Annotated in this window: 28 protein-coding genes and 6 pseudogenes; 17 read left to right on the forward strand and 17 right to left on the reverse strand. The window is 66.4% G+C overall.

All coding sequences use genetic code 11. The annotated features are described in order from the left end of the window. Window positions 1–196: 196 nt before the first annotated feature. Together ACZ4O3_RS42775 and ACZ4O3_RS42780 are read left to right on the forward strand one after the other, a co-directional pair. Window positions 197–860: pseudogene (locus tag ACZ4O3_RS42775) on the forward strand (DUF4158 domain-containing protein); the annotation flags it as partial. Between the two features lie 24 nt (window positions 861–884). Beyond that, on the forward strand, window positions 885–1,823 hold the full coding sequence (locus ACZ4O3_RS42780; RefSeq protein ID WP_467727844.1) for an RNA polymerase sigma factor: 939 nt from the start codon (window positions 885–887) through the stop codon (window positions 1,821–1,823). Between the two features lie 101 nt (window positions 1,824–1,924). On the opposite strand, the gene ACZ4O3_RS42785 is transcribed toward ACZ4O3_RS42780, so the two are convergent. Beyond that, complete coding sequence (locus ACZ4O3_RS42785) at window positions 1,925–2,773, reverse strand: GNAT family N-acetyltransferase (protein ID WP_467727804.1); 849 nt, start codon at window positions 2,771–2,773, stop codon at window positions 1,925–1,927. Continuing rightward, on the reverse strand, window positions 2,770–3,642 hold the full coding sequence (locus tag ACZ4O3_RS42790; RefSeq protein ID WP_467727805.1) for an alpha/beta fold hydrolase: 873 nt from the start codon (window positions 3,640–3,642) through the stop codon (window positions 2,770–2,772). Before ACZ4O3_RS42790 ends, ACZ4O3_RS42785 begins: the two co-directional genes overlap by 4 nt. 211 nt (window positions 3,643–3,853) lie before the next feature. On the opposite strand from ACZ4O3_RS42790, the gene ACZ4O3_RS42795 reads away from it, so the two are divergent. The 3 genes from ACZ4O3_RS42795 to ACZ4O3_RS42805 all read left to right on the forward strand — a co-directional run bounded on the left by ACZ4O3_RS42795 (window position 3,854) and on the right by ACZ4O3_RS42805 (window position 5,080). After that, a complete protein-coding gene (locus tag ACZ4O3_RS42795) occupies window positions 3,854–4,162 on the forward strand; it encodes a hypothetical protein (RefSeq protein WP_467727807.1) in 309 nt (102 codons plus the stop codon). Between the two features lie 139 nt (window positions 4,163–4,301). Next, window positions 4,302–4,493: a hypothetical protein gene (locus tag ACZ4O3_RS42800; protein WP_385002214.1), complete on the forward strand. Its 192-nt coding sequence runs from the start codon at window positions 4,302–4,304 to the stop codon at window positions 4,491–4,493. Window positions 4,494–4,567: 74 nt separating this feature from the next. Further along, complete coding sequence (locus ACZ4O3_RS42805; RefSeq protein ID WP_467727809.1) at window positions 4,568–5,080, forward strand: DUF4396 domain-containing protein; 513 nt, start codon at window positions 4,568–4,570, stop codon at window positions 5,078–5,080. 488 nt (window positions 5,081–5,568) lie between these two features. Here the strand turns inward: ACZ4O3_RS42805 and ACZ4O3_RS42810 are convergent. Both ACZ4O3_RS42810 and ACZ4O3_RS42815 read right to left on the reverse strand, forming a co-directional pair. After that, window positions 5,569–5,676, reverse strand: a pseudogene (locus ACZ4O3_RS42810) (transposase); the annotation flags it as partial. Continuing rightward, on the reverse strand, window positions 5,677–6,051 hold the full coding sequence (locus ACZ4O3_RS42815) for a MerR family transcriptional regulator (protein WP_385002208.1): 375 nt from the start codon (window positions 6,049–6,051) through the stop codon (window positions 5,677–5,679). 463 nt (window positions 6,052–6,514) lie between these two features. Here ACZ4O3_RS42815 and ACZ4O3_RS42820 point away from each other — a divergent pair, with 463 nt between their 5' ends. After that, window positions 6,515–6,904, forward strand: coding sequence for a hypothetical protein (locus ACZ4O3_RS42820; RefSeq protein ID WP_467727812.1), 390 nt, complete (start codon window positions 6,515–6,517; stop codon window positions 6,902–6,904). Window positions 6,905–6,935: 31 nt separating this feature from the next. Here ACZ4O3_RS42820 and ACZ4O3_RS42825 read toward each other — a convergent pair. The 6 genes and pseudogenes from ACZ4O3_RS42825 to ACZ4O3_RS42850 all read right to left on the reverse strand — a co-directional run bounded on the left by ACZ4O3_RS42825 (window position 6,936) and on the right by ACZ4O3_RS42850 (window position 11,125). Further along, window positions 6,936–7,744, reverse strand: a protein-coding gene (locus ACZ4O3_RS42825; protein ID WP_467727814.1) for an IS5 family transposase whose coding sequence is annotated in 2 segments (ribosomal slippage) — window positions 6,936–7,424 and window positions 7,427–7,744 — 807 coding nt in all. Because the reading frame shifts where the segments join, the coding sequence is not laid out codon by codon here. A 98-nt stretch (window positions 7,745–7,842) separates the two neighbouring features. Next, the gene (locus tag ACZ4O3_RS42830; RefSeq protein WP_467727816.1) at window positions 7,843–8,349 is read right to left on the reverse strand and encodes a hypothetical protein; all 507 of its coding nucleotides are present in this window, start codon (window positions 8,347–8,349) and stop codon (window positions 7,843–7,845) included. Beyond that, the gene (locus ACZ4O3_RS42835; RefSeq protein WP_467727817.1) at window positions 8,346–8,708 is read right to left on the reverse strand and encodes a helix-turn-helix domain-containing protein; all 363 of its coding nucleotides are present in this window, start codon (window positions 8,706–8,708) and stop codon (window positions 8,346–8,348) included. Before ACZ4O3_RS42835 ends, ACZ4O3_RS42830 begins: the two co-directional genes overlap by 4 nt. Before the next feature lie 11 nt (window positions 8,709–8,719). After that, window positions 8,720–8,815, reverse strand: a pseudogene (locus tag ACZ4O3_RS42840) (IS5/IS1182 family transposase); the annotation flags it as partial. 81 nt (window positions 8,816–8,896) lie between these two features. Next, window positions 8,897–9,757: a hypothetical protein gene (locus ACZ4O3_RS42845; protein WP_467727819.1), complete on the reverse strand. Its 861-nt coding sequence runs from the start codon at window positions 9,755–9,757 to the stop codon at window positions 8,897–8,899. Between the two features lie 279 nt (window positions 9,758–10,036). Beyond that, entirely contained in the window at window positions 10,037–11,125 is a 1,089-nt protein-coding gene (locus ACZ4O3_RS42850) for an NADH:flavin oxidoreductase (RefSeq protein WP_467727820.1), read from the reverse strand. A 128-nt stretch (window positions 11,126–11,253) separates the two neighbouring features. Here ACZ4O3_RS42850 and ACZ4O3_RS42855 point away from each other — a divergent pair, with 128 nt between their 5' ends. The 3 genes and pseudogenes from ACZ4O3_RS42855 to ACZ4O3_RS42865 all read left to right on the forward strand — a co-directional run. Then, the gene (locus ACZ4O3_RS42855; protein WP_467727822.1) at window positions 11,254–11,400 is read left to right on the forward strand and encodes a hypothetical protein; all 147 of its coding nucleotides are present in this window, start codon (window positions 11,254–11,256) and stop codon (window positions 11,398–11,400) included. 353 nt (window positions 11,401–11,753) lie between these two features. Then, window positions 11,754–11,831, forward strand: a pseudogene (locus tag ACZ4O3_RS42860) (IS5/IS1182 family transposase); the annotation flags it as partial. Window positions 11,832–11,973: 142 nt separating this feature from the next. After that, window positions 11,974–12,091, forward strand: a pseudogene (locus tag ACZ4O3_RS42865) (transposase); the annotation flags it as partial. 536 nt (window positions 12,092–12,627) lie between these two features. Here the strand turns inward: ACZ4O3_RS42865 and ACZ4O3_RS42870 are convergent. Further along, window positions 12,628–13,200: an ATP-binding protein gene (locus tag ACZ4O3_RS42870; protein WP_467727823.1), complete on the reverse strand. Its 573-nt coding sequence runs from the start codon at window positions 13,198–13,200 to the stop codon at window positions 12,628–12,630. Window positions 13,201–13,333: 133 nt separating this feature from the next. Between ACZ4O3_RS42870 and ACZ4O3_RS42875 the strand changes: the two genes are divergently transcribed. Further along, window positions 13,334–14,059, forward strand: coding sequence for a FadR/GntR family transcriptional regulator (locus ACZ4O3_RS42875; RefSeq protein WP_467727825.1), 726 nt, complete (start codon window positions 13,334–13,336; stop codon window positions 14,057–14,059). Further along, window positions 14,020–14,889: an IS5 family transposase gene (locus tag ACZ4O3_RS42880; protein WP_467727846.1), complete on the forward strand. Its 870-nt coding sequence runs from the start codon at window positions 14,020–14,022 to the stop codon at window positions 14,887–14,889. Before ACZ4O3_RS42875 ends, ACZ4O3_RS42880 begins: the two co-directional genes overlap by 40 nt. 10 nt (window positions 14,890–14,899) lie before the next feature. Here the strand turns inward: ACZ4O3_RS42880 and ACZ4O3_RS42885 are convergent, their stop codons facing one another. After that, window positions 14,900–15,421 (reverse strand): hypothetical protein, encoded by a 522-nt coding sequence (locus ACZ4O3_RS42885; protein WP_385002185.1) that lies wholly within the window; start codon window positions 15,419–15,421, stop codon window positions 14,900–14,902. Between the two features lie 90 nt (window positions 15,422–15,511). On the opposite strand from ACZ4O3_RS42885, the pseudogene ACZ4O3_RS42890 reads away from it, so the two are divergent. After that, window positions 15,512–16,668 (forward strand): annotated as a pseudogene (locus ACZ4O3_RS42890) (IS701 family transposase). A 411-nt stretch (window positions 16,669–17,079) separates the two neighbouring features. On the opposite strand, the gene ACZ4O3_RS42895 reads toward ACZ4O3_RS42890, so the two are convergent. After that, complete coding sequence (locus tag ACZ4O3_RS42895) at window positions 17,080–17,664, reverse strand: CGNR zinc finger domain-containing protein (protein ID WP_385002182.1); 585 nt, start codon at window positions 17,662–17,664, stop codon at window positions 17,080–17,082. Between the two features lie 178 nt (window positions 17,665–17,842). Between ACZ4O3_RS42895 and ACZ4O3_RS42900 the strand changes: the two genes are divergently transcribed. From ACZ4O3_RS42900 to ACZ4O3_RS42920, 5 genes are all read left to right on the forward strand, one after another. Further along, window positions 17,843–18,307, forward strand: a complete 465-nt coding sequence (locus ACZ4O3_RS42900; RefSeq protein WP_385002179.1) for a VOC family protein — start codon at window positions 17,843–17,845, stop codon at window positions 18,305–18,307. A 294-nt stretch (window positions 18,308–18,601) separates the two neighbouring features. Then, a complete protein-coding gene (locus tag ACZ4O3_RS42905) occupies window positions 18,602–19,432 on the forward strand; it encodes a pyridoxamine 5'-phosphate oxidase family protein (protein WP_385002176.1) in 831 nt (276 codons plus the stop codon). Beyond that, a complete protein-coding gene (locus tag ACZ4O3_RS42910) occupies window positions 19,429–19,686 on the forward strand; it encodes a ferredoxin (protein ID WP_467727828.1) in 258 nt (85 codons plus the stop codon). The genes ACZ4O3_RS42905 and ACZ4O3_RS42910 overlap by 4 nt, the downstream gene beginning before the upstream one ends. After that, window positions 19,683–20,888, forward strand: a complete 1,206-nt coding sequence (locus ACZ4O3_RS42915; RefSeq protein ID WP_467727830.1) for an NAD(P)/FAD-dependent oxidoreductase — start codon at window positions 19,683–19,685, stop codon at window positions 20,886–20,888. The genes ACZ4O3_RS42910 and ACZ4O3_RS42915 overlap by 4 nt, the downstream gene beginning before the upstream one ends. A gap of 45 nt (window positions 20,889–20,933) precedes the next feature. Next, window positions 20,934–21,638 carry a CatB-related O-acetyltransferase gene (locus tag ACZ4O3_RS42920; protein WP_467727832.1) on the forward strand — a complete coding sequence of 235 codons (705 nt, stop codon included), beginning with the start codon at window positions 20,934–20,936 and terminating at the stop codon, window positions 21,636–21,638. A 44-nt stretch (window positions 21,639–21,682) separates the two neighbouring features. Here the strand turns inward: ACZ4O3_RS42920 and ACZ4O3_RS42925 are convergent, their stop codons facing one another. The 4 genes from ACZ4O3_RS42925 to ACZ4O3_RS42940 form a co-directional block, all read right to left on the reverse strand. Beyond that, window positions 21,683–22,414 (reverse strand): FadR/GntR family transcriptional regulator, encoded by a 732-nt coding sequence (locus ACZ4O3_RS42925; protein ID WP_467727833.1) that lies wholly within the window; start codon window positions 22,412–22,414, stop codon window positions 21,683–21,685. Window positions 22,415–22,529: 115 nt separating this feature from the next. Further along, window positions 22,530–23,219 (reverse strand): type 1 glutamine amidotransferase, encoded by a 690-nt coding sequence (locus ACZ4O3_RS42930; RefSeq protein ID WP_385002223.1) that lies wholly within the window; start codon window positions 23,217–23,219, stop codon window positions 22,530–22,532. Next, the gene (locus tag ACZ4O3_RS42935; protein WP_385002161.1) at window positions 23,219–24,313 is read right to left on the reverse strand and encodes a carbon-nitrogen hydrolase family protein; all 1,095 of its coding nucleotides are present in this window, start codon (window positions 24,311–24,313) and stop codon (window positions 23,219–23,221) included. Before ACZ4O3_RS42935 ends, ACZ4O3_RS42930 begins: the two co-directional genes overlap by 1 nt. Further along, window positions 24,291–25,724 carry a glutamine synthetase family protein gene (locus tag ACZ4O3_RS42940; RefSeq protein ID WP_467727848.1) on the reverse strand — a complete coding sequence of 478 codons (1,434 nt, stop codon included), beginning with the start codon at window positions 25,722–25,724 and terminating at the stop codon, window positions 24,291–24,293. The genes ACZ4O3_RS42935 and ACZ4O3_RS42940 overlap by 23 nt, the downstream gene beginning before the upstream one ends. Window positions 25,725–25,876: the final 152 nt, after the last annotated feature.

Consider the following 25,876-nt stretch of genomic DNA (forward strand, 5'->3'; position numbering starts at 1 on the left):
AGAGGGACATCGCTAGCTGGACCATGGCTTCTGAGTTGGTTGAGAACGAAGTTGGAGAGACAGGGGACCAGGAAACCATCACGTTCGGTCGAGCAGGCGCCACGCTGTGTCACCGACCCCGGATGGCTCATGTCCAACTGCCCCGGGGGCGGGAAGGTCTGTGTCCTCATACGGCATCGGGAACGTCGGTACAGCCGTGGATGCTGAGGTTCTGACCCATGAGCAGGCTGAGGCGTACGGGAAGTCCGCCGTAGCCGACCCGCCCCGAACGGAAGCGGTTCTTCTTCCTGGAAGGACGCCGACCGCGGTCTGATCGCCCGGCGCCGCTCCACGCGCCACCGCCTGGGCTTCGCCCCCAGATGCGCACGGTGCGCTCCATCGGTTGGTTCCTCCCGGACGACCCGCTCGACGCGGCGTGGCCGGTGGTCGAGCATCTGGCCGCTCCGCCCGGCAACGATGGGACCCGTCGGCGGTGGAGCGGTACACCGAGCGGCGGAAGAAGGAGTACGAGCACGCCCAAGAGATCCGGGACGCCGCCTGCGACTACCAGGAGTACGAGGATGCGGAGTGGTCGCGGCGGTTCCGCATATTCCTGCACGGGGGGGGCGTGGACGCACGACGAGAGCCCGAAGGCGCTGTTTGGTCACGCGGTGGGCTGCTGCGCCGCAACCGGGGTGAGGGTGCTGGCCCGGCAGGTGTTGGAGGTGCGGAAGGTCGCAGAGAAGCGGCTGCACGCCACCGTCGCGGGTGTCGCCCGGCGGGTGGGCCCGGCGCTGCTGGGTGACCCGGTGGCGACGCTGAAGACGCCGGAGGGTTCGCGGTCCTCGGAGCCGGAGCGGCTACGCCTGCCGCCGACGCGGCCGTATCCTTGCGGGATGACCGACATGCCCGCAGGCGCCGAGGAGCCGGACGCGCAGCTCCTGCGGGCCGCGCGGGCCGGCGACGCCAGTTCCCTCGGACTGTTGCTGGCCAGGCACCGGGCAGGCATGCACGCAGCGGCGGCTGGCCTGCTCGGGTACGGACCGGAGGCCGAGGACGCGGTCCAGGAGGCGTCGATCGTCGCCCTCCGGCGGATCGGCGACATACGGGACCCGGACGCCGTGGGGCCGTGGCTGCGCACAGTGGTGCGCAACGTCTGCCGGGCCATGCTGCGCCGCACGTCGGCCGTTCCTTTGGAGACCGACGCGCTCGTCCGGCTGGAGCGGTCCACCGCGCCTGACCCGGCGGAGCTGATCGAGCAGTACGCGCTGCGGGACTGGATCGGGACCGCCCTGGCGCAGCTCTCCCCGGGGCTCCGGCTCGCCATGCTGCTGCGCTACTTCACCGAGACCGCGTCTTATGAGGACATCGCCGCGGTGTCGGCGGTCCCCGTCGGCACCGTCCGCAGCCGGCTGCATCAGGGCCGGGCCAAACTCGCGGAGGCCCTGCTGGCCGCGGCGGACGGCGCGCACGACGACATGGCGGCGCTGACCGGGCGGCACCGCGGGCTGGGGGAGGAGGCGATGCTTGCTGCCCACCGCGGCGAGTCCGCCTCAGTCCTGAGGAAGCACTGGCCGCCGAAGCTGGAGGTCGTCTGGCCGGACGGCAGGCGCACCGGCCGGGACCGGCTGGTCGCCGCACTCGGCCGCGATCTGTCCGCCGGCGTGCGGCACTCCCTGGTCAATGTCGTGGCCGGCGGTGACGTGGTGGTCTGGGAGGACGCGATGCGCAATCCGCCGGAAGACCCGTACCACTGCCCGCCCGGCGTGACATGGGTGTACTTCCTTGAGGGCGGCCAGGCGATCAGGCTGCACCTCCACCACCCCCGCCGACCTGTTCGCTGAAGCGGTGCGGAGGGGGCACAGAGAGTGGTGGCTGGGGTAGCCCGGGTCTGTGCGGGTGGCGCTTGCGAGCGCCACCCGCACAGACCGCCGCCGGCCCGCGCTCAAGCCTCTTCGCGCCAGACCCAGGTGACCCGTTCGTAAAGGGGCTCGAAACCGGTCCGCAGCATGTTGCGCAGTGAGGTGTTGCGTTTGCCTTCCCGCTCCGCACCCGTCTCGGCGACTAGCCATCGGCAGCCAGCCTCGCGGGCCGCGGCAGCCCGGGCGAGGAGCAGCGCGGACTGGGCACCCCGGCCTCGGTCCTCGGGCAGCGTGGCGCCGCCGAACATGTCGGCGCAGTCTCCGTTCAGGTAGACGCTTCCGACCGCGACGATCCGCTCGCCGTCGTAGACCGCGTACTGCCGCCAGTCCGGTCGGCCGACGCAGGACGCGGCCAGCTCGATCATGTCGGGCGCACCGAAGCCGAAGGTGGTCATCATGACAGTGGCCCACTCCTTCGCCTGGCGCGGCTCGACCAGGCCGACACGGAGCCCCGCGTCCAGGGGCGGGAGCCCGTCGGGTGCCGACGTCTCCGCGGCAAGGTCCCACCCGAGCTTGACGAATGAACTCCCCGCCGTGAGTCCCAGCCGCTTGGCGACGACGGGCCAGTCCTCCGGCAGGAGCGTGGGCGCGATCATCATCGAGCCCTGCCGCAGGCCCTGCTCGCGGTAGAAGTCCCGAACATGGGTGAGCACGTCGGCGCCGACGGGCACATCGTCGGCGAATCCTCCGGCCCGGTTGAAGAAACCGCTGGGGTCCTCCCGGACGCAGAGGGCCAGCGCGGGCCCGGTCCGCAGGGCGGCGGCCCCCAGCCGTTCCGCCGCGGAGCCTGGCACGTCCGCCGCGCCCGCCGCGAAGTCCCCGTACGCCTCGATTTCCGTGCGCTCTGCCAGCCCGAACGGCACAATCGTCATCGTCGTCCTCCGTTCTTCACGCTCCGCACGAAGCCAAGTACGGCGGCGGCGAATTCCTCCGGCTGCTCGATATGTCCGAAATGGCCACTTGTCTTCAGAGTTACCACGGTGGAGTTCGGGAGTTCGTCGTCCATTGCCCGCGCCCACCGGGGGCCGCAGATGAAGTCGTACGCTCCGACCACCACCAGTGTGGGCGTCATGACGGTGTCCAGGCGTCCGCGGTGGTCGAAGGCGCCGCCGGTCACGTGGGTGACCCTCAGCCCGGCCAGCCGCGCGAACTCCTCCTCCCGGCCCCAGTAGTCCGCGAAGTAGGCAGGCAGCAGGGCACGCAGGTGCTCGGTCCGGGCTTCGTCGGTGTCCGCGATGGTGTCGTCCGTCCAGGCCGCGAGGACGGGTGCCACCCGCGGGTCGCCCGGGAAGCGATCCGCGAACTCCGCCAGCCGGGCGGTGGCCTCCTTGACCAGTTCCTCCGTGTTGTGCGCCAGGGAGTCGTAGAGGACCAGCCCAGCCAGCCGCTCGGGGTACGTCAGGGCGTACCGCTGGGCGAAGAAGCCGCCCGCGGAGTGACCGAGCAGATGTACCCGGGATAGGCCGAGGTGCTCCACGACGGCGTGGATGAAGCGGGCGTAGACGTCCAAGGTGTACCCGTCGGGGTGGCTCGGAAGCCTGCTCTCAGCGGTCGTCCCGACCTGCGTCGGGTAGACCATCGTGATGTCCTCCTCCAGCAGCGGGAACCGCAGGTAGCCGTCGTCGATCCCGGGGCCCCCGCTCAGCGCTAGGCACACTGCGGGCCCCTGCCCGCGGACCTCGTACTCCTGGGGGATCCCGGCGACCTCGATGACGTGGTGGCCTGGGGACAGCGGATTCATGTGTCGTTCCTCAATGGTGGTGCCGGTCATACCTGCACGATGCGGTGGCGGGCCGGAAAGTTCGACCGGCCGACGATGTTTCTCGGACCGGCGCTCCTGGTGGGGGCTGGTCGCAGCTGGCGGTGAGGATCAGGCGGCGCGTAGGTGTGTCCCCTCGCGGCGGGGAACCGAGAGGGGGACGCCGTCGCGGGGAGGGCGGATGCTGCCCGCCATGACGGTCACGAAGACCGACATCGTCCGTCCGGTGTACCTGGTAGGCCGCTCCACCGTGACCCTCGCCCGCGACCACGGCGTCAGTCGTGGGGTGATCCGCACGTCTGTCGCCGGCCTTCATATCCGACCACACCCCATCGAGGAGGACGTTCCGGCCCGAAGTCGGCGGTCACCCTGCATCGTGTCGGGCAAGGTCGCCGACTTTCTCCGTGCAGCCGACGTGGAGCCCGCCGAGCGCGGCTCGGCCAGGGGGCAACCGTACGGCGAGCTTAAGGCGTCCGGAGATCAAGACCTTGCCGGGGCCTGACTTCCTGGGACGGGGACATCCCGGCCGAGAAAGCCATCGACCAGTTCATCGACGATATGGGCGGCATGATGACGGCCGAGGACATGGACAGCCTCGAGAAGGCATCCGGGAGGCGTTCGACACCGCCTTGATGGAGGCGATGATCAAGCATCAAACGGGCGATGGGGAGACGGAGAAGGGCGACTTCTCCTTCCCCGACGCCAACAAGATGGCGGACGCTACTACCGGGTCCCAGACCGCCGCGAACTCCCGGATGAACACCCCGCTCGGCGAGGACTCCCCCCGGCACCAGGCGGCCGTGCACGCCAACCGGCGTGCTGCCGTGCTCTGATCGCGGAATACCCCATTGGGGTATCGCGTTTCCGGGGAGGGGGACGGCGTACACCGGACGTACGAGGGGATGACATGGACCACAGCGCATACCACGATGGCACCGCGCACGACCACGCCGCGCACGAGGGCCACGGTGGGCACCACACGGGCAGAGTGACGTGGGGGTCTGCCGCGAAGGCGACGCTGCACTGCCTGACAGGCTGCGCCATCGGCGAGATCCTCGGTATGGCGATCGGCACTGCCCTGCTGTGGGGCAACGTGACGACCATGGTCCTGGCGATCGCGCTGGCCTTCGTGTTCGGCTACTTGCTGACGCTGTTCGCGATCCGCAAGGCGGGCCTGGGCTTGAAGACCGCCCTCAAGGTGGCGCTTGCCGCCGACACCGTTTCCATCATCGTGATGGAACTCGTCGACAACGGGATCATCGCCCTGGTCCCCGGCGCGATGGACGCCCACCTGTACGAAACCCTGTTCTGGACGTCCCTGCTGGGCGGCTTCGCGGTCGCGTTCCTGCTGACGACCCCGGTGAACAAGTGGATGATCGGCCGCGGCAAGGGTCACGCCGTGGTCCACGCCTATCACTGAGCTTTGTCAGCGTGGTCACTGATCGGGTGGGGTCGATGGTGGGCCTTGATGCGGAACGGGCAGGGTTCCCTGACAGCTGAGGGGGTATCCGACCTCTCACTCTGTTGCCCCGTTGGTTCCGTTCTGTCGTGACACTGCTTACTAGGAGAGCGCCGGGGCTCCCCGTCCGTGCGAGGTAAGGGCGCGAGCGCGGTACGTGCTGGCCGAGGGAGTCCGCGGTGCGTGACCGAGACAGTGAGATACGTGTGACTACTTGGAAGGCGGAGTGAACGTTCAGGTCGTCACCGATCCCGACAGACGACCCTGTGGATCTAGGAGGTTGCGCGACCTCACACGATCTCACGGCGGCCCGCAGATACCGCATCGTCAACGCATGCCGTCGACTGGGCCTCCCGGTTCTGGCCGACCGTAACCGGGGTCGTGGAGGGTGGCGAAGGGGACAGGAACATCGCTCGTTTGAGCTGCCGGTTGCCGCCGCGTGGAGCCTATTCGTCGTGGATCGAGGCCCCTGACGACTTCGTGGTCGGGGCGAGGCCGGTGTAGGAGGCTAGCTAAGCGGTGGTGGGGAAGCTGGTGCTGTCGCGGACGGCGACAAGTCAGGCGGCATCAGCGGACGGTGCAACCTGGGACACGGCACTCAGGTAGTTGTCTAGAGCATTGATGTTCTGCGTCAGTATGGTGACGCGTTCCCGCAACCGGTCTCGTTCTGCTGCGATCCGGCGAACGAACTCGGGGTCGTCATACTGGGAGCACGCCGCGGCACCCAGGCATGGGAGAACCTCCCGGATGATCTCCGTAGTAAGCCCGGCTCCGAGCAGGCCGCGAATCTGCTCAACTCGCTCCACAGCCGCTTCGTCGTAGCGTCGATAGCCGTTCTCTTCGCGACGCGGGGTGATAAGGCCCTGCTCTTCGTAGTAGCGCAAAAGGCGGGTGGATACACCGACCCGCTCCGAAAGCTCCTTGATTCTCATCGTCACTCCCTGTCGCCGGCAATCACATAGATGTGAACCTTTCTCACTCAGTCTAGCCTTCAATGCTGCGAGGTCAAGCAGTATGGCCAGATAGATGCCTTTTCGGCGGCACTGGCCATACCGTGCGGCACACCGTGCCGTGCGAAGATCGATAGCAAGTTGAGCGCACCAAATTACCGCTCCGGCTGTTTTATCGGTGCGCGCCGTAGGTGGTCACGATGCGCTCGGGGGCAATTACTGTGAAGCTGCATATAGCAGGGGGGTTCATGGTGGCGAATGGAGTGGATGGAATTATCTCTAACGCTTATGGCCAGCTCGAGTAGCTCACCATACTTCGGCTTCGAAGATTCCTAAGAGCTGGTAACACGATCATGCGCCCCAGTCCCAGTAGTCGTGTCGTGGTGGAGCGTGGGAGCGTGGCACTGGATGGTGGGTGTTGGTCTGTGTCGGGAAGGGGGTCTGGGTGAGCGTGGTGTGGGCAGCGACGTCGCCGGAATCGGGGCTGTTCCATCCGGTTGAGAGGCGTTCAGGGTTGAAGGATCTGTCAGACCGGTTCAGCGACCTGCGTTCCCGTGGTCAGGGGTACGTCGAGGTTCGGTCGCCGAACAGGGAGTTCCCGGTGCTGATCCTGGCCTTCCGGGATGATCACGCGGTCGTCCATCTGATGAGTGACACCGAGCGGATGTCTCTGCTCGTAGGAGACGGCGCCGTGCACTCGAGAGTCGAGGTCGAGGTTCCGATCATGGACGACCTCGCCGTGTTCACCGGCGGATTTGTCCTGCATATCGATCGGGCATGGGACCTGATGAACGGCTTCACCCGGACGCGGGCGGCCGGCCCTCTGGGCGAGTAGTGTGAGCTGTAGCCGAAAGCTCGTGACACGATCATGATCGGTGCTTTTTCAGTCGCCTCCAGCAGATGAGGCCGCAGCCCAATGAGACGAAGGCGTCGTGGAGTTCGGTTCGGCGTTCCCAGCGGACGGCGAGGCGCTTGAACTGGTGGAGCAGGGCCAAGGTCTGCTCCACGACGTAGCGGAGTTTGCCCAGGCCCTTGATGTTCGGGGCGCCTTTGCGGGAGATGACCGGCAGGATCCGGCGGCGTCGCAGCTCATGGCGCACGGCCTTCGAGTCGTAGGCCTTGTCGCCGAGGAGCGAGTCGGGGCGTCTGCGCGGGCGGCCGGGCCGGTCGGCGACGGGCGGGATGCCATCAACGAGGGCGAGGGTCTGGGTGACCTCGTTGACGTTGGCCGCGGTGGTGATGACCTTGAGCGGGGTACCGCGTCCGTCGCAGATCAGGTGGTGCTTGCTGCCCGTCTTGCGCCGGTCGATCGGCGACGGACCGGTGTCGGGGCCCCCTTTTTCGCGCGGATGTGGGAGCCGTCCACACACGCGCGGGACCAGTCGAGTTCGCCGGCTGCGTTCAGCTCGGCGAGCAGGATGCGGTGCAGTTGCTCGAAGACTCCGGCCTGTTGCCATCGCTCCAGGCGCCGCCAGCAGGTCTGTCCGGAGCCGAACCCCAGCTCCAGCGGCAGGAGCTGCCAGGCTATGTCGTTGTGGAGGACGTACAGGACGCCCTGCAGACACAGTCGGTCCGCCACCGGCCGCGGGCCCGGCGACTTCTCGGGCCAGGGCGGCAGCAGCGGCTCGATCAGCACCCACAAGTCGTCGTCCACGATCCACGGCCGAGTACTCACACCATCCCGAACGGCCGAATCGTCACATCCGTCACGCCCGACCAGGGCACTTCAACAAGATCGTGTTACGAGCTCTAAGGGCGTCCCCTATCCGTGGTCTAACGAGCTCGTGCACGGTAGGCAGTGAGACGTCGAGGACTTCGGTGGGGCTCGGGGTTCACATCTGCCGTGCGGATTTGAGGTCCGCGATCTGTTGGTGGGACAGCAGGCCGGCGATGGCTTGAACGGTGTCGCTCATGTTCGCGGCGGTCGAGGTGGCGGGCCGGGGCCCGCCAGTTTTTCAGGTGGGCGATGCCGTGCTCGACGCGGATGCGGCGCGAGGAGTGTGCTTTGCGCTCGCGCTCGTAGATCTCCTCGTACCAGTCCGGGGCGTTCTTCTTGAACTTGCGGTGCGGTGGTGTCACCACGCGTCCGCCGAGCTGAGCACCCAGACCCTGGTAGCCGCGGCGTCGGCGCGGATCTCGACCGCGGGTCCGTCGGCCAGGAGATTTGACGGCGTTCTGCTTGTTCTTGCCGGAGATGAATCTGTCCCGGTCCTTGCGTTCGGCGGCCGGGCGGCGGACTCGGATCTCGGTGCCGTCAATGATGCCGGCCTTCCCGGTCACACCGAGAGATCGACGACTTCGGCCGGACTTCGCAGCCGAACGTCGAGGCTGACGGTGCATCCCCGCTCGGCGAGCAGGGGCCGTACCTCGCCGATGGCCCGGGTGATGGTCGAGCGGTCCACGCCGAACCGGCAGGCCAGCACATCGTGGGTCGTGCAGTGACGGAGATGAACCAGGGTGGCGAGCAGCCGATCGACGAACACCAGCCGGTGCTTTGCACCGGCGCCCACTGCCCGGTTCCGCTGTCTGGAGGCGAGCCTGGCCTGTTGGCGCTCGTGCCACAACGGGCCTATCTCAGCTACGAGTTCAGCAATCACATCGGCCGTCAGGCCCGTGATCCGCCGGTTGCTGAGGATCACTGCACGAGTTTTCAGCGTTGCCGCTCCAGGGTGAGAACGGCTTTGGTGATGAGGGTCATGCGGTTGGGGCTGATGCGGGGTCTGTGGAAGATCTGCCATGACTTCAGTCATGCCATGCGCACAGAGTCGGCAAGTGCGTCTGTGCGAGATTTACGCGCAGACCGCTCGTAGCACGTCCCTGCTCACCTTCATCCTTCTGCGGCTGACCGTGATTCCGGCTCCCGACTCTTGGACCCCCGAATGTGTCGGGCAAGAGCCGTGGGCGACAGCCAGATCGAGCGACCACCAGGGCGTTCCAACAGGTCATGGGCGCCGCCAGCGTCTATCCACCGTGTGTCCAGCAGGCTCAGCCTGCGACGCGTCGGAGCCACGATGTGTCCGATTCTCGAGATCTTCGCCACCCCAATGGGCTGATCGGCGGCAAGCTCAGGCGCAGAAAGTCGTACCACGCACTGCGAGAGAGGGCGCGCGTTGGCGCCTCGCTGTGAGGCCCACATAGCCAAGTGCTCGTTCCACGAATCTGGTGGCTTAGCTTCCGGATCGAAGCTGTAGATCTCCAACAGCAGGCGGTCATCGATGCGGGCGTTTTCGTCGAGGATGTCGGCGGCGGTGATGGTGGTCGCGTCCGGGACCGGCCGGTGAGAGAAGTTCTTGCAGGTGGCGTCCCATGCCTGGTCGGGTCGGTACCAGGTGGTGCCGTCCCACCAGTATCCGCCCTGGCGGAACAGGAGTTTGGGCCCCCTCCAGCTGCTGTGCCACCGGCGCGCATCCTTGTTGAGGAGCAGCAGAACCGTGCGGCCGTGCCCGGGATGGTGGCGGACGGCCCAGGCAAGTTCCGGCCGGAGCGGGTCGGTCGCGTAGGCGATCCACGCACCGTGAGCCTCGTTCATTCTCTCCCATCGACCCATTGCGACGCCGTCTTTTCGGGAAATGAAGGCCTCTAGGGCGGCGGGATCGTCGATCGAGATGTGGCTGTCGTCAACGAAAGGTATCCCAGGGATGGGATGATCTGTGTGCAGACCGTTAGCGAGCGGCTGAAGACGATACATGTTCGCTGTACCTCCACATCTTCTGGGATGGAATGACCTCAGGAAACCGTCGGGGGAGGGATTTCCCAAACGCCTTTTAGTCGATAATTTGGCTGGTCTCTGCCGTCCATATGAAATTGCGGCCCAGCTCGTTCTATTTTTGACCCGGCTATGCTTGGGCTTAGTCGACGATGATGAGCGTCTCGCACTTCTCCAGGCGAGATCAAGGCTGGAGGTTCGCATGGCCGGCTGATGAGCGAATTCCGGGTCGAAGGTGTAGTTCCCGATATGAGGTTCTGCTCACACACTGAAGCGCTGAACGAAGCTCGGCCATCCCCGCATGTGGTTAATGAAGAGCTCGCTCATGCCTCCGTCACGCAGGTACTGCGCCCTGACCGGCAGTTCTGGGCTGTCATACATTGCATTCTTCTTTACTTGCAGAGGAAAGTCTCGCTGGAGAATTCCGGCACGACCGATCAGTACAAAGTCGCAACCTTCATCCAGCAGCTGCCCGGCGCGCTGGGCGCTCATGATTTTTCCCGCTGCTCCCAGCCGTACACCCTTCCGGGGAAGGCTCGTGAAGACACTGAGCATCGTCCGCCCCCTGAAGACTCCCTCTCGCACGATCTGGGCTGAGTCCCACAGGGCCAGGTCTAGGTAGTCGATCAGTTCTCGGTCGAGAATCTCAGCTGTTATTTCACGCAGCTCCTCCAGGAGCAGCCCGTATCGCTCGACTGACAAGCGCCAACCGATCTGAAAGTTTGGGCCGCATTCCCTGCGAATGCCTTCGATCACCTCGATCGTGAGACGAGCTCGGTTCTCGGTACTACCACCGTACTTGTCGACGCGGTTATTGAGGAAGGGGGACATGAATTCTGAGAGGATCCAGCCGAAAGCACCGTGGAGCGCGACGCCGTCGAAGCCTGCTAGCTCTGCCCTTCTCGCTGCTGCGATGAAGCTGTCACGGATTCGTTCTACCTCCTCCGTTGTCAGCGCCCTGACGCCCGGAAGCGTGCGGCTAGAAGCCGGAGCCGGCACTCCCCCCAATTCTGGACTGGCCCGATGCCCGGCGTGATGCAGCTGCACTGCGGAAAGGCCGCCTCCGTCGCGGATCACGGTGGCCATCTGCGTCAGCCCGTACAGATGTTCATCGGAGTGGATGCCCAACTGCCGCTCATATCCAATGCCGCTGGCCTCGACTGTAGCGGCACCGGTTTGTATCAAGGCGTAGCAGCTTCGGGCGAGCTGCTCCATCCAGTCCAGATCGAATTTCGAGACGGAACCGTCACGCTCACTCTGTTGGTTCGTGAGCGGCGCCAGCATGAATCGGTTCCTCATTGCCGGCCCGTGGCGGAGAGTGAGAGGTTCGAACAATTCAGCGACGGACATGCAGATCTCCTACAGGTCAGAACTGGGGGTGGCGGCCGTCGCTCACGTTGAGGTCCGCGGTCGCGGTGTCTCCACTACTCTCCAACCTTGACATCAGTGAGAAGGCAAATCGTCGTCAAGGAGTTGTGATGAGGATCAAACAGCTGTCCGAGCGGACGAGCGTATCGTCCCGGCTGCTGCGCTCCTGCGAGGATCAGGGCTTCCTGCGGCAGAGGCGCGAGGAGGGCCGGATACCGGCGAGGCCGCGCGAGTTCTGGGACCCGATCAAGAAGTAGCGGGACGAGGAAACCGAGGAGAACCGCAGGGCGCTGACGCCTGTCTTCGCCGACGAGGCGATCAAGTCGCAGCACACCACCGGCGTGCGGGACCTGAGCCACCTGGACCCGTTCAGCCGGCTTCACGGCAGAACCCAGCTTGCCCGCCCGGGAAACTGGGGCATCCAGCTCGACCTGTCCCACGACTACGGCACCAATGTCACCCTCTACCCATGGTTCCAGGAGTACTTTTGGAGTTACCAGCCGCCGACCCTGATCGTCTGGGGGCGGCATGACTTCATCTTTCCGCCGGACGGCGCATACCCCTACCTCGAAGGCCTGCCCAAGGCAGAGTTCCATCTGCGAGGCATCGCATGCTTGTCTACCCGTCCGGCGTCGACGTGTCCGGCTCTGCCCTGCGCTTCCTCGCCGCTCGCCTGAGGAAACACCGCCACCTGATCAGTGACACCCTCGGCCCGGCGCTCGGGCAGCGACTGCTTGAGCTGGTTGTCACGCATACCAGCAAGAACACGGGTTGGGGGATGGAGTCGTTGCGCTTCCTGGTGGTGCTCGTGGAGGGGTTGGTTGAGCGATAACCGGCGGGTGATCAACGGGGTTCTGTACCGGGTGCAGACGGGTGTGCAGTGGCGGGATCTGCCGGAGTGGTTCGGGCCGTGGGATATGGCATCGTCGCTGGTCAACTGCTGGAAGTCTGCCTGGTCAGCCCCCACATCGGGAGCAGCCCTGACACAACGGACGGCGCCGCGTGAGCGTGCGCCGCAATGCCCGGACACCCGTGAACGTCGGAGTTCACGTCCGGTTCCGCGGCGTGAAGTGGCGGGTGGTCGCGCTGTCAGGCCAAGACATCAACCTCCTCGGACCAGACGGCGGAGGGCAGACCGTGCTCGCCCGGCATCTGTTCTCCGACCCCGGCTTCACTGCCATCGGACCGACGTGCCTCAAGCCGCCCCAAAGTGAGGGCTGTTCGGGACCGCCCTCGCCGTGGCCCGCGAAAAGGCACTGCCGGGCAGCGGCACGTAAAAGAGGTTGAACCCGGCCTTGCCGAGAGGCCCGGCAGCGAAGAAGCCCCGCGGCGGCGACCCCGAGCAGCACACGCTGGCCGAGCGGGAGCAGGCCGAGGCCAAGGAGCTGACCGCGCTCGGTTTCGGCCACGCCTCACGCACCATGTTGCAGCTGGTCCGTCGGACACACCATTCAGACAGCCGGCGCAGGAAACAGGGGGCGCGGTCACGGCTTCGCTGGGGGGCGGTGGGTGGAGGTGCGGCGAGAGAGCGACGTGTCTCCGTGCTCGCTGCTCTGGGCGTAGATCTCGCACCAGACCCTTTTGCCAGTTCCGTGTGTCTCGACGCCCCACGAATTGGCGAGGGCTTCGACCACCAGCAGTCCCCGTCCGGAGGTGGCATCCGAGCTCTCGCTTCGGCGAACCGGTAGGGACGTCAACGTGTCACGGACTTCCACCCTTACACCGCACTTCAGCGGTATCACGGCTAGCGACGCGGGCCCCATCGAGTGTTCAAGAGCATTGGTGACCAGCTCGGACACGAGCAAGATCGCGTCGTCACTGACCGGCGTCAGACCCCAGGCCAACGCTTGCTGGGCCACTGCCCGGCGCGCAGTGTGCACGGCGGCGAAGTCGTCCGGTTGGATCTGGATGTCGAGGCGGGAGTGGCACAGGAGAGCCCACAGCATCCGTAGCGTGTGTCCGCGGCGTGGTTCCGTGCAGACGCTCCCGTCGTCCCTCTCGGAGCGCGAGACGCGCGGATTAGCTTCTGCCGTACATCGGCGTGCTAGCAAGGGCATTGCTCGCCCCTCCACATGTTTTGGACTGGTCGCTATACCTTTATCCTCCAGATATGAAGGTAATATGTCAATGGTGTGCTAAATGTACCTTTTCCGGACAGCATGATCGGTTCGATTGGGTAGGACGGGAACCATGACGCCTGCGGGGACGCCACGCGCGACGGACCTCTGGTCGGAGGACCATGCGCTCAGACCCATCACGCCGGCCACTGCCTTCGAGGAGACGGTAGAGCGGCTGAGTAACTCGATCATCCTGGGAATCCTGCCGCCGGGATCGCAACTGCCACCGGAGCGCGAACTCGCCACCCGGCTGGGGGTGTCCCGCGCCACGTTGCGGCGGGCGCTGGCTGCCCTGCAGGAGGCCGGTCGAGTCCATGCCCGTCCGGGCAGAGGGGGCGGCACCTTCGTGAGTGAGGGCCTTGGGTGCGAGCGCCCCGTCCTGCCGGACGACTGGACATCGCAGCTGGATCTGCGTGCATCTCTCGATATGGGTGCCACCATGCTGGCCGCCACCCGAGCCGGTGAAGCAGATCTCGACGAACTCGACGCGCTCATCGCCCGGATGGACAAGGCGGAGGAGGCGGACGAGTACCGGCGTCTTGACGTGCGCTTCCACATCAAGATCGCAGAGATCACCGGGAGTGGTCCCTTGATCGACGAGGTGGCCCGTGCCCAGGTGGAGCTCACCCGGCTGGTCCGGCTCATCCGTCGCCCTGGCGAGGCGCTGAGAGTGTCTAACGAGCAGCATGCCGGAATCCTCGCGGCAATGCGGGACAGGGACGCCGGAAGGGCCGCTCTTGCGGCGTACTACCACAACGAATCCACCCGGCACATCCTCAGCGCGCTGCCCCGCCCCTAGGCCGTGTGCCGAAGGGGACGAAGGCAGGGCGACCACCTGTCTGGCCTCGGCGGCAGATAATCGGCGGCATACGGTTTCGGGTCCGGACCGGTGTTCCGTGGCGGGACGTGCCCGTCGAGTACGCGCTGTGGGGGCGGGTCTACGACCTGTTCCGCCGGTGGCGGCGGGACGGCACCTGGCAACGCATCCTGACCTGGCTCCAGTCCCTGGCCGACGCGAGAGGTGCGATCACTTGGGACCTGAACGTTGACTCTGCGGCCTGCTGCGCTCACCAGCATGCGGCCGGTGCCCGCAAGCAGGGTGATCTGCAGGAGGAACCGCCGGGTGAGGTGTTCACCGAGCCTCGTGATCACGGGCTGGGACGCTCACGCGGCGGGTTCACCACCAAGCTGCACCTGGCCGTCGAGCAGGGTCAGAAACCCATGTCGATCGTGGTGACGGCAGGGCAGCGTGGGGACTCGCCGCAGTTCGGACTGGTGCTGGAGAAGGTTCGCGCGCCCCGCCTCGGGCCGGGCCGACCGCGGGTCCGCCCTGATCGTGTGCGGGCGGACAAGGCGTACGCCTGCCGCAAGGACGGCGCTTACCTGCGCCGCCGTGGAATCCGCTGCACCATCCCGGACAAGGCCGACCAGGCCCGCAACCGCCGAAAGCTCGGCTCCCGTGGCGGCCGGCCGCCACGCTTCGCCCCGGCCGACTACGGCGAACGCCACGCGGTCGAGTGCGGGATCAACCGCCTCAAGAGACACCGTGCTGTCGCCACGCGCTACGACAGGCTCGCCGTCCGCTACGAGGCGACCGTCCTCGTCGCTGCCATCAGCGAGTGGCTGTGACCCTCGGCCGTCACGCGATGGGATCCACATTCCACGCCGCGGGCAGATCATTGCCGCAGAAGATGCAGACGAAGTCGTCCTCCCGCACGATGTTGTGCTCCTGGCAGTCGGGGCACCGCCGGAACACCACCTCGTGAGTAAAGCCGGACGGCCGCCAGAGCCCTACAGCGTCCAGAGCACGGGCGACCTCCGCCCAAGAGGTGACGTCCGGGCAGTACCCGGTGGACTGGTTGCTGACCTCGCTCACGGCCCACCGGTTTGCCTCGCGCATGAAGCTGATCTCGCCGGCACTCAGCACCATGTCTCCTCCGGCACAGGCCACGTGCTCGCTTCGCCGCGGCGCCAGCCGAAGCACACCGTCCATACCGACCACGAAGGTGAACGGCTCGGCCAGCTCCGCCATCGATTGCTCCACGATCCAGCCACCGAAGTCAGCCACCGAGCCGATCCGACGCCCGGCGTCACCAGGACGGACCGCGGCCTTCAGTTCGACTGGGCCGACATATCGATAACTCCGCCCCCGCTCGCTCACGTCAGCCAACCTAGAGCACTTCCGACACACGCCCTGGTACTGCAACGGTGTCTACCGTGGCTGCTGGCCAGTCCGCTCGTTGGTGTGGTTATGGGCGGGGACCTTGGTGATGTGCGTGTGTGGGCGAGTGAATTGGATGTGGTGCACGAGCGGTTTGTGCACCGGTTCAGCCGGTCGGAGCCGCGGGAGTCGCCGCTGGCCTATATGCGGGGGCTGATTGCTCCGCTGCAGCGCAAGAACGGCTGGCCCCTGGCCGAGGAGGCCGGCCATGACGGTCCGGACTGTGTCCGGCGGATGCTGAACCGGATCGAGTGGGACCCGACGAGGTCCTCGATGACGTGCGCCGTTACGTGGACGACCATCTCGACCGGGATGCGGTGCTCATCGTCGACGACACCGGTTTCCTGAAGAAGGGCACCCGCTCGGCCGGCGTTCAGCGCCAGTACTCCGGGACCGCAGGACGCACCGAGAACTGCCAGGTCGGGGTCTTCCTTGCCTACGCCACCGGCCGCGGACGCACACTGATCGACCGGCTACTGTATCTGCCCACGTCCTGGACGGACGACCGCGAGCGATGCCGACGGGCAGGTATCGGCGACGAGGTCGCCTTCGAGACGAAGGTGGCGATGGCCAAGGCGACGGTCCGCAAGGCGATCGCCGACCGGGTCCCGTTCGGCTGGGTGACGGCGGACGCCGCCTACGGTTTCAGCAAGGGCTTGCGGTTCGAACTGGAGCAGGCCGATGTCTTCCATGTCATGGCCACCACCCGGCACGACACCGTCGTCACCCGCTGGTCGACCGACCATCCCGTCCACGACCTGTTCCCCGCTCTGTCCCGGCAGAAGTGGAAACGCCTTTCCTGCGGCGAGGGAGCGCACGGCCGGCGGATCTTCGACTGGGCCCGCGTCGAGGTGAGGCCCTGGCACCGCGAGGACCGCCGTCACTGGGTGATCGCCCGCCGCAGCGTCAGCCGGCCCGAGGACATCTCCTACCTACATCGCCTACTGCCCCGCCGGCACCACCCTGGACGAACTGATCCGCATCGCGGGCGGCCGATGGGCGGTCGAGGAATGCTTCCAGACGGCGAAGCAGGAATGCGGCTTGGACGACTACCAGGTCCGCCGCTACCCGACTGGCACCGCCACATGACCCTCGCCATGGCAGTCCACGCCTGCCTCACCGTCCTGCGAGCCCGGGAACTGGACACGGACAAAGCAGAAACGGATCCTCCCAGCTCATCCGCCTGAGCCTCGCCGAGATCCGACGACTTATCACCCGGCTCACCAACCGCCGACCCACCCCTGTCGAACACACCCTCCACTGGTCGACATGGCGCCGCAGACGCCAACACCAAGCCCGCCTCAGTCACTACAAACGACACGGACACAGCCCCTGACAACTGCCCGGTAATCAGAACAAACACCGTTGCGGTACTAGCGGTCGAGACTCAGGAGGAGCGTGGCGCAGGGCTTGCGGCGGTCTCGGCCAGCGTGCCGACTGCCGTCGGGGTCCCTTGTCCGAGGGGGGCGTCGTGGCATGCGATGATCACTGATCGCGTAACTGTCAAAAGTCGTTTTGCTGGTTTGGGTGATTCTCGCCGGAGAGTGTGTGGTGCCGGGGTTTTCTGGGGGCAGGGCGGGGCCTGGGGTGGTGCGCCGTCAGCGTCCCTGCCTGGGCGTGCCCTGGTGACGCTCGTGGTGTCGGCGGGTCTTGGCGCGGTTGCCGCAGGATCCCATGGAGCACCACCGGCGCCCCCCGTTCTTGGTCGTGTCGTAGAAGCGCAGGGGACATACGGGGTTGGCGCACTTGCGGATGCGGTCGGGCCCCTCCTCCAGCAGGCGCAGATAGAGGTCGGCTGTGCGCCATGCTGCGTTCCAGCCCGGCGTGTCCGTCTCTACGACCGACTCTGGACCGGCAGGTCCCAGCAGGCGTCGTACGTGGCCGTGGGCGAGTGTGTCGTTGAGCATCTCGCGAGCCCGTTCCAGTTCGGGTCCCTCGCTGGTCACCATCCAGCTCAGGGCGGTCCGGGTTGCCAGGAGGGTGCCGAGGGTCTCCTGTGTGTCCGGTGCGATGTCGGCCAGTCCGGCGGACGACAGCCAAATCGCCAGTCCACCTGGGCGCTCAAGAAGGTCGTGGGCGCCGTCGTCGTCCACCCAACGTGTGTTCAGCAGGTCCATCGGCAACGGCTCCCCGAGGAGGGGGCGGGGGTCTGCGTCGGCGGTGTGGGCTGGATGAGTGTGCATGCGGTGCGCCCTTTCGTGTCGGGGTCCATGCGATCACACCCTCGAAGCATAACCGGCTAAATGAGTATCGCCGGTTGCGCGTGAGGGTGGCAACCGCTAACCTCCATTTAGCTGGTTGGAGCGAGCTCGGCAGTGAGCGCCCATCGGCCCCATGTATCCACCCTCTGGAAGGAACGTCATGACCACTTCTCTGCACCCTGCCACCCTCAAGACGGGTCACGTCGGCCTCAGTGTCACCGATCTCGACCGGTCGCTCCCGTTCTACGGACGGGTCTTCGGTTTCGAGACCCTCGCCGAAGGCAAGGACGACAGTCGCCGCTGGGCCTTCCTCGGCCGCGACGGTGAGATCGTCGTTGCCCTGTGGCAGCAGAGCGCGGAAGGTTTCGCCACAGCAACCGCGGGTCTTCACCACCTGTCCTTCCAGGTGGACACCCTGGATGAGATCGCCGCGACCGAGGCCGTCCTGCGTGAGCTGGGCACGGAGTTCGTCTACGACGGTGTGGTGGCGCACGCCGAGGGCGCCGCGTCGGGCGGCATCTTCTTCGAGGACCCCGACGGCATCCGTCTGGAGCTCTACGTGCCCACCGGCGCTGAGGGTGCGCCCGCTCCGGCCGGCCAGGAGCCGACCTGCGGCTTCTTCTAGGACAGGCCACGACGCCGGGAGGTCTCACCGCTGGCTCGGCCTAGCCGGTGCTGGGCCTCCCGGTCCAGTGGACCAACTGACACATGGGTGAGCTGCTGCTCCCAGCCCGACACTCACAAGGATCACGTTCCTGTGAGGCCGTGCGGGCAACGGGAGGGAGGCATCTCTTTACCCAACGGCACGGACACGTCGACATCGCGAGGAGCAGACATGGGCCCATATCACCACGGCGAACTAGCGGTGCAGAAGAGAGCAGGTCTGACCGAGACGGCCATGGCGGTTTCCGCCGCGATCATGACCGAGATTCCAGACGTGGCCGCGGACTTCATCGAGGAGCAGCCGATGCTCGTCATCGGCGCCGCCGACAGCCGCGGTGAGGTCTGGTCCTCCCTGCTGGCGGGCGTGCCCGGGTTCATCACCGTCACCGGACCGTCCACCCTGAGCGTCGCAGCCGCGCTGTCCGCCAGTGACCCCCTGTACTGCACCCTCGCCGAACCGACCCGCCTTGGCATGATCGCCATCGAACCCGGCACGCGGCGACGCATACGCATGAACGGCACCGCCCGTCCCGCCCGCGAGGGGCTGGAGATCGCACTGGAGCAGATCTACGCGAACTGCCCGAAGTACATCCAGAAGAGGGTGCCGCAGTGGCAGCCCGCCACCCCCGACGAGCCACGGGAGGCAGAGGCGCTCACCGAACAGGACATCGCGCTCGTCGAAGGCACGGACACCTTCTTCATCGCCACGACAGACCTGGACGGCAACGCCGACGCCTCCCATCGCGGAGGCAACCCGGGCTTCCTCCAAGTCCGCGGGCCCCGGCATCTGCGCTGGCCCGACTATGTCGGCAACTCCATGTTCAACACCTTCGGAAACCTCGAAGTCAATCCCCGCGCAGGACTGATGATCCCCAACTGGGCCACGGGCACTCTCCTGCACCTCACCGGCACGGCAGCCGTGGACTGGGACCCGGACCACGCAGCCGCTCATCCGGGGGCACAGCGCGTCGTCGACTTCGCCGTCGAGCACCTCGTCCGCATCGACAACGCATCCCCGCTGCGCTGGAGCGCTCCCCAGTTCTCCCGGTTCAACCCGCCCATCGCACATGAAGGAGCAAGTACATGACCGAGCGACCCGTCACCAGCCTCAGAGTGACCGTCGACATGAACCTGTGCGTGAGTCACGGTCAGTGCGTCTTCGCCGCCCCCCAGGTGTTCGCCTTCGACGACGACGACATCCTCGTTTACGAGCCGAATCCCGACGTCTCCCAGTACAAAAAGGTCGTCGCCGCTGCGGCAGCCTGTCCCGTGCGGGCGATCCGAATCGAACACACCATCGAGGGTGACGCCCCCGCAGACGGTTCTGAGTCCACGCGATGAACACGCAGCCGATGCGCGTCGTCATCGTCGGCGCCTCACTCGCCGGTCTCAACGCGGCACGAGCCCTGCGGGACGAGGGACACACAGGGCCCATCACCCTGGTCGGCGAGGAGCCCTACGGCCCCTACGACAGACCGCCCCTGTCCAAGGAATTCCTCACCTCCGACGCGGGTCACGCGTCGCTGGCCCTGGCGGACACCGCTGCTCTTGGACTGACGGAGCTCTACGGCCGGCGAGCACTCCACCTCGAGCCCCGTGAACGGACGGTGCATTTGGAGGACGGCCAGGTCATCCCGTATGACGGTCTCGTCATCGCCACCGGTGCCGGAGCACGTTCCTGGCCCGCTCCGTGTCCGGCTGCAGGTGTGTACACCATCCGGACGCTCGACGACGCGACGGCGCTGCGGTACGACCTCCGAAGTGCGCGGCGCCGGATCCTCGTCGTCGGAGGCGGATTCATCGGCAGCGAAGCCGCAGCGACGGCGCGTGAGCTGGGGCACGACGTGCTTCTCGCGCACCAAGGGCTGGCGCCCCTGTACCGCCCGATGGGTGAGGACGCGGCCTACTTCGTCGCGGAGCTCCATCGCGCCGCAGGTGTGTCCCTGCTGCCTTCCGCCACCCTCACCGCGCTGCACGGACGAACGCGGGTCGCCTACGCCACCCTGAACGACACACACCAGGTGGGCGTCGATACCGCGGTGCTCGCGCTGGGGGCCACAGCCCGTACCGAATGGCTCACACACTCAGGCCTTCAACTGGATCGGGGGCTGGTCACAGACGCCCACGCCCGGGCCGTCGGTGCGGACGGACGATCGCATCACAGGATCGTCGGCGCCGGAGACGTCACACGGTTTCCCCACCCTCACACGGCGCGACTCCTCAGTCTCGGCCACTGGAGTCACGCAGTGGAACAGGCGAGAACCGCGGCACGCACACTCCTCAGCCCCCATGCCCCTGCCGTCTACCGTCCCGTCGCGTCGTTCTGGTCCAGCTTGTACGGCGTCCGCTTCCGGGCTGTGGGACTGCCCATGGAAGCCGACCAGGCTCGGACCCTTGAACTCGACCTGCAGCGAAGGCGTTTGGACGTGGCTTATTACCGCGGCGGACGACTCGTGGGAGCAGTCACTGCGAACCGCGCAGGACGCATCGCCCAGTACAGAGAACAGCTGGCCGACGACCTGACAGCCATGGCCGCGGCGTGATCCGGGCGACCGGCGCACCACAACACTCTCCAAGGACGGAGCAGTATGACCACATACCCTGACCCCGCGAACGCGCGCATTCCCGGCATGATCAAGAGCGAGCGACGTCCGGGACTCGTCGAGGCGGCCGAGGACGTCACCGTCTTCCTCAAGCCGCTCATCAAGTCCCCCAGGATCGAGGTCGGTGAATTCACCTACTACAACGACACCGAGGACGCCGCAGGCTTCGAGGACAACAACGTTCTCTACGCGTATGGCCCGGAACGCCTGGTCATAGGCAAGTTCTGCTGCCTGGCGATGGGCACGAAGTTCATCATGTCGCCGGGAACGGACTACCACATGCCCGGGGGTACCACTTCGTACCCGTTCTTCATCTTCGGTGGATCTTGGCTCGAGAAGACGGCGGACCTGCTGCCCTCACTGCCCACCAAGGGCGACATCCTTATAGGCAACGACGTCTGGGTCGGACGGGAGGCCGTCATCATGCCCGGTGTCACCATCGGCGACGGCGCGGTCATCGGAGCCCGTTCCCTGGTCACGAGCGATGTGGCCCCCTATACCGTGGTCGGCGGGAATCCCGCGAAGCAGATCAAGAAGCGGCTGCCCGACGAGGACATCGACCGCATGCTGCGCATCGCCTGGTGGGACTGGCCCGCCGAGGTCGTCACCGAGCACGTGCGCACCATCTGGTCTGCGACGCCCTCGGAACTGGAGGAACTGGCCAGGAGCATCGGTCGGCTGGGGAAGTGAGGGGGTGGGGGCGCCGCAGGCCCCGCCCAGAAGGACGCGCGCGCTCAGTCAGCTTGCTGAAGCTGTCCGTCCTCGATGAGGGCGTCGGTGGTGGTGACCAAGTGCCGCAACATCTCTTCCGCGGCTTCCGCCGGCTTGCGGGCCTCGATGGCGTCGATGATCGCCCGATGGTCACGCAGTGACTTGGCAGGTTGACCGGCACGGGTCAGAGACGTCTCCGAAGTCCGGTCCAGGGCCTTGTGCATGCTCTCCAACAGCCGGATCAGGATCGGGTTGTGTGAGGCACGGGCGACGCCGGCATGGAACCGCCGGTCTCCCCCCAGTCCTGCGTCACCGTTCTCGATCTCGGCCTGCATCTGGACCATCGCGCCCTGCAGTTCCGCGATGTCGTCGTCCGTGGCCCGGATCGCCGCGAGTCTCGCGCACTGCGTCTCCAGGGCTTGACGTGTCTCCCATATCGCAGGGTGATCGAGGTGGGTCTGCACCAGCTCGGCGGCCAGGGAGTCGAGCAGGTCGTCGGAGCGTTCCAGCAGGTAGATCCCGTCGCCGTGCCGGACTTCCACCATGCCGCGGGCGCGCAGTGCGGTGATCGCCTCCCGGACCGAGGACCGTCCCACGTTCAGTTGCTGGGCAAGTTCCCGCTCGCTCATCAACCGGTCGCCGGGTTGCAGTTGATGGACGTCGATGAATTCCCGGAGGCGATCACTGACCTGCTCGTAGAGAGGTTTGCGATCGACTGGACGCATGGGCGCGAGGTCTCGCCGATCGGCGGTCATGACCCTCCTTGGTGAGCTTCGATCGTCTGGCGCAGACGGTGTTCTGCTGGTCTGACGATACCGCCGTCCTGAGTGACGCTCGCTCCAGCGGCACCCCGGACGGCAGCGATCCTGCTTAGCCGTCCGCGCAGTCCAGAAATGCGCGGTAGAGGCGTCGAGCGGCCTGTTCGGCGCTCCGGTGCCGTTTGTGGGTTGCCTCGAGAATCTGTTCGGTCCCGCCCCGGACTTCTGCGACCCTTCGTTGCCATCGCTCTGACGTGATCCATGCATGAATCAGCTCGGACGTGATCTCGGGATGGAACTGCACCCCGAGATGACGACCATGGCCGAATGCCTGGGCATGCTGGTTTTGGGCAATGAGGGTCGCCCGCGGTGGGAGCGAGATCTCGTCCTCGTGCCACTCGAACCAGCACCCTCGAACAGCCTCCGCGAAGGGTGACTCCGGGTGTACGGGCGTGATGTCGGTCCAGCCGTGTTCCGGTTGGGAGGAACGGTGCACCGCACCACCGAGTACTTGGGACAGCAACTGGGCCCCGTAGCAGATACCGAGCACCGGGGTGCCCACCTCGGTTTGCGCACGAACGAACGCGCGCTCCGGCAATGCCCAGGGCGCGACCGGATCGAGGACGGACTCCTGGCTCCCGAGGACGACGAGCGCCCGGTACCGTGCAGGCCGCGGCAGCTCATCGGTGGCAACGTCGACCAACTGCCACGCGATGCCCTCGTCGTCCAGCCACAGAGCGAGGTTGCCCGGCGGGTCGTCGTCCTGGTGCTGCAGGACCAGGACCCTTCCGTCAGTACGCATCACGGATCACCTCCTGTCCCCGCGTCCGTGCCCCTGGGCGCGGTGGGTCCCCCGTCGATGAAGAGGCCGGCCTCATGGCGCCGGCGGTCCACGGTGACGCCGAAGACGTCAGGCCGGCTGTAGTGCCCTGTCGGGTCAAAGTTGAGGCGCTCCCGGGAGATCCAGCCAAGGTCCAGGTCCGCCACGATCAGGCCCTCGGCACCGACCACCGGCGGCACCACCCAGGTTCCGTCCGGTGCAGCGACGCACGAGCCTCCGTCGAAGGGCATCGCCTCGGAGTTGGCACGAATGTCGGCAGCGAGAGGGAAGCTGTCGGGTACGTCGTCCGGCCGAAGAACGCCGGAGACCGCCATGGCGAATACGCGGCCCTCCTGTGCGGTGAATCGTGTGACGTCGGCACTGATCCTGCTTGCGCCGGGCCACGAGCCGACGTGCACCTGTTCACCGTCGCAGTACAGGGCGTGCCGGGCCTGCGGCATCCAGTTCTCCCAGCAGTTCAGCGCTCCTACTCGTGCCGGGCCTACCGCGTGGGTGCGAAGTCCGGCCCCGTCACCTTGTGCCCACACCAGGCGTTCGTCATAGGTGGGTACGAGTTTGCGATGGTGTCCTACCAGGCCTTCCTCGGGGTGCACGGTGAGGATGCTGCAGAAGACGGAGCCGCTGGCAGTCCCCCGTCCTCGCTCGCTCACCCCGACCACGAGAGTGAGGGAGAGGTCGGCGGCCAGTTGCTCGAGTTCGCGGTGTTCGGGCCCGCCCACCTCGATGGCGTTGTCGAGGTAGGCGGCGTAGCAAGCCTTCTGTTCCGCATCGTCGAACCGGGCCCCGTGGGTGCGAGTGAGCCAGAACGGATAGCCGGAGAGGTACGTCTCCGGGGTCCCGAGCAACTGCGCGCCTTCGGCTGCGGCGCGTTCCGCGGCATGAACGAGCCGCTTCATCCGGGCGTCGGTGTCCAGCCACGGACCGCCGAGCTGCGCTCCCGCCACGGTCAGCGTCGTACGGGGATCGGGGTCGGGGATGCGGATACTGGCCAGCACCGACAGCCCGGGGGCGTCGAGGCCGCCGTTGCGCGTGTCAGTAGACCTCGAAGTACTCACGCTGCTCCCAATCAGTCACAGCTGCGTTGAAGCGGTTCACCTCGTGCTGCTTGACCAATGCGAGGTAGTCCACGAATGGGGCTCCGAGCTCGCGGCGCAGCAGTTCGCTCTGCTGGAACATCGGGATAGCCTGCTCCAGGCTGGCGGGCAGCGAGGGCGCGTCGGCGAGATAGGGCTCGTCGGCCGACGGCCCTGGGGAGAGCTTGTTGTGCAGGCCGTCGCGGCCACTGATGATCTGCGAGGCCAGGTAGAGGTAGGGGTTGGCGGCCGGTTCGCCCACCCGGTTCTCCAGATGGGTGCTGGCGTCGCCGGGTCCGCCGGCCACTCTGACTAGGGCGCCGCGGTTCTCCTCGGCCCAGGTCACCCGGTTCGGGGCGAAGGAGTCGGGCCGGTAGCGCTTATAGCCGTTGATGGTGGGGGTGGTAAGCAGGGAACAAGCACGGGCGTGCGCGAGCAGGCCGGCCATGAAGTGGGTGCCGGTCGGGGACAGGGCGTTTTCCTCGTCGCCTGCGAAGCTGTTGCTGGCGTCTGCCGTGGCCAGCGACTGGTGGAGGTGCCAACCGCTCGAGAATGCGTTGGGGAAGGCCGGTCGGGACATGAAGGTGGCGTGGTAGCCGTTGCGCCGGCACAGCTGCTTGACCGCACTGCGCAGCAGGACGACCGTGTCGGCCGCCTCGAGACCCGGCAGCGGTTCGAAGGTGACTTCGCACTGGCCCGGCCCCCATTCATCCTCGACGGTCGCTAGGGGCATTCCGAGGGCGACGATGTTGTCACGCAACACGTCGAGAATGTCGCCGATCTCATCACCTCGCATTTCGGTGAGGTACTGGTATCCGTGCGAGACCGCGCGGACCGTGGGCGGCGCTGGGGGCTGACCGCAGTCCTCGAAGGACAGGCGAGGATCCTCGATTCGAGTGAGGTAGAACTCCATCTCGATGCCGGCGACGTAGGAGTATCCGTCGTCCGCGAGCTGACCGAGCTGCGTCTGCAGAATTCCTCGAGTGTCGAACGGAACGAGTTCTCCGGTCCGGTAGTGCATGTTCGCGAGAATCCAACCGGTCCGGTCGAGCCACGGAAGCAGGGTGAAGGTCGTCGGATCCGGGACCAGGACGCCGTCGGGCAAACCCGTCATCCGAGGATCCCCGAGCGCGTTGGCACCGAAGGGGGGTACGACGGGATGGTTCGTCGTGTCGAAGATCAGTGTCGCCGTCTGGAAGTCCTTGCCGTGGCGGAGCACCGACAAGAAGTGATTCACCTCCAAGGTCTTGCCTCGCAGAATGCCATGCTGATCACTCCAGCTGAGTCGCACCTGGCGCAGTTTCTGCTCGACGACCTGCGTGACAAGGCGCTCCGCGGCCTCCTGCTGCTCCTCTGACCACAAGTCGTGGCTCCGAATGAATGAAGAACCCATCTCCACCTCTGTCCTGCCTTGCGGTCGATTCGCTGGAGGCGTGCTGATGCCATTGGAATGCGCCCGTCGGTCAAGGGCGACTGCATCTCGTGACGTGGCCTTCCGGTTCACTCGGTTCCCTCGTCGCCGAGCGCGCCGTGGCCGAGGCCGCC

Source organism: Streptomyces sp. NPDC026515 (genome assembly GCF_055567595.1).

Bases quoted from the DNA above. Each gene is read 5' to 3' on its own strand.
- ACZ4O3_RS42940 (WP_467727848.1), bottom strand. From the start codon at position 25,724: ATGGGTTCTTCATTCATTCGGAGCCACGACTTGTGGTCAGAGGAGCAG.
- ACZ4O3_RS42800 (WP_385002214.1), top strand. From the start codon at position 4,302: ATGATCAAGCATCAAACGGGCGATGGGGAGACGGAGAAGGGCGACTTC.
- ACZ4O3_RS42920 (WP_467727832.1), top strand. From the start codon at position 20,934: ATGACCACATACCCTGACCCCGCGAACGCGCGCATTCCCGGCATGATC.
- ACZ4O3_RS42895 (WP_385002182.1), bottom strand. From the start codon at position 17,664: ATGCACACTCATCCAGCCCACACCGCCGACGCAGACCCCCGCCCCCTC.
- ACZ4O3_RS42870 (WP_467727823.1), bottom strand. From the start codon at position 13,200: ATGCCCTTGCTAGCACGCCGATGTACGGCAGAAGCTAATCCGCGCGTC.
- ACZ4O3_RS42875 (WP_467727825.1), top strand. From the start codon at position 13,334: ATGACGCCTGCGGGGACGCCACGCGCGACGGACCTCTGGTCGGAGGAC.
- ACZ4O3_RS42900 (WP_385002179.1), top strand. From the start codon at position 17,843: ATGACCACTTCTCTGCACCCTGCCACCCTCAAGACGGGTCACGTCGGC.
- ACZ4O3_RS42850 (WP_467727820.1), bottom strand. From the start codon at position 11,125: ATGTCCGTCGCTGAATTGTTCGAACCTCTCACTCTCCGCCACGGGCCG.
- ACZ4O3_RS42910 (WP_467727828.1), top strand. From the start codon at position 19,429: ATGACCGAGCGACCCGTCACCAGCCTCAGAGTGACCGTCGACATGAAC.
- ACZ4O3_RS42795 (WP_467727807.1), top strand. From the start codon at position 3,854: ATGACGGTCACGAAGACCGACATCGTCCGTCCGGTGTACCTGGTAGGC.
- ACZ4O3_RS42815 (WP_385002208.1), bottom strand. From the start codon at position 6,051: ATGAGAATCAAGGAGCTTTCGGAGCGGGTCGGTGTATCCACCCGCCTT.
- ACZ4O3_RS42780 (WP_467727844.1), top strand. From the start codon at position 885: ATGCCCGCAGGCGCCGAGGAGCCGGACGCGCAGCTCCTGCGGGCCGCG.
- ACZ4O3_RS42925 (WP_467727833.1), bottom strand. From the start codon at position 22,414: ATGACCGCCGATCGGCGAGACCTCGCGCCCATGCGTCCAGTCGATCGC.
- ACZ4O3_RS42790 (WP_467727805.1), bottom strand. From the start codon at position 3,642: ATGAATCCGCTGTCCCCAGGCCACCACGTCATCGAGGTCGCCGGGATC.
- ACZ4O3_RS42855 (WP_467727822.1), top strand. From the start codon at position 11,254: ATGAGGATCAAACAGCTGTCCGAGCGGACGAGCGTATCGTCCCGGCTG.
- ACZ4O3_RS42915 (WP_467727830.1), top strand. From the start codon at position 19,683: ATGAACACGCAGCCGATGCGCGTCGTCATCGTCGGCGCCTCACTCGCC.
- ACZ4O3_RS42845 (WP_467727819.1), bottom strand. From the start codon at position 9,757: ATGTATCGTCTTCAGCCGCTCGCTAACGGTCTGCACACAGATCATCCC.
- ACZ4O3_RS42930 (WP_385002223.1), bottom strand. From the start codon at position 23,219: ATGCGTACTGACGGAAGGGTCCTGGTCCTGCAGCACCAGGACGACGAC.
- ACZ4O3_RS42905 (WP_385002176.1), top strand. From the start codon at position 18,602: ATGACCGAGATTCCAGACGTGGCCGCGGACTTCATCGAGGAGCAGCCG.
- ACZ4O3_RS42785 (WP_467727804.1), bottom strand. From the start codon at position 2,773: ATGACGATTGTGCCGTTCGGGCTGGCAGAGCGCACGGAAATCGAGGCG.
- ACZ4O3_RS42805 (WP_467727809.1), top strand. From the start codon at position 4,568: ATGGACCACAGCGCATACCACGATGGCACCGCGCACGACCACGCCGCG.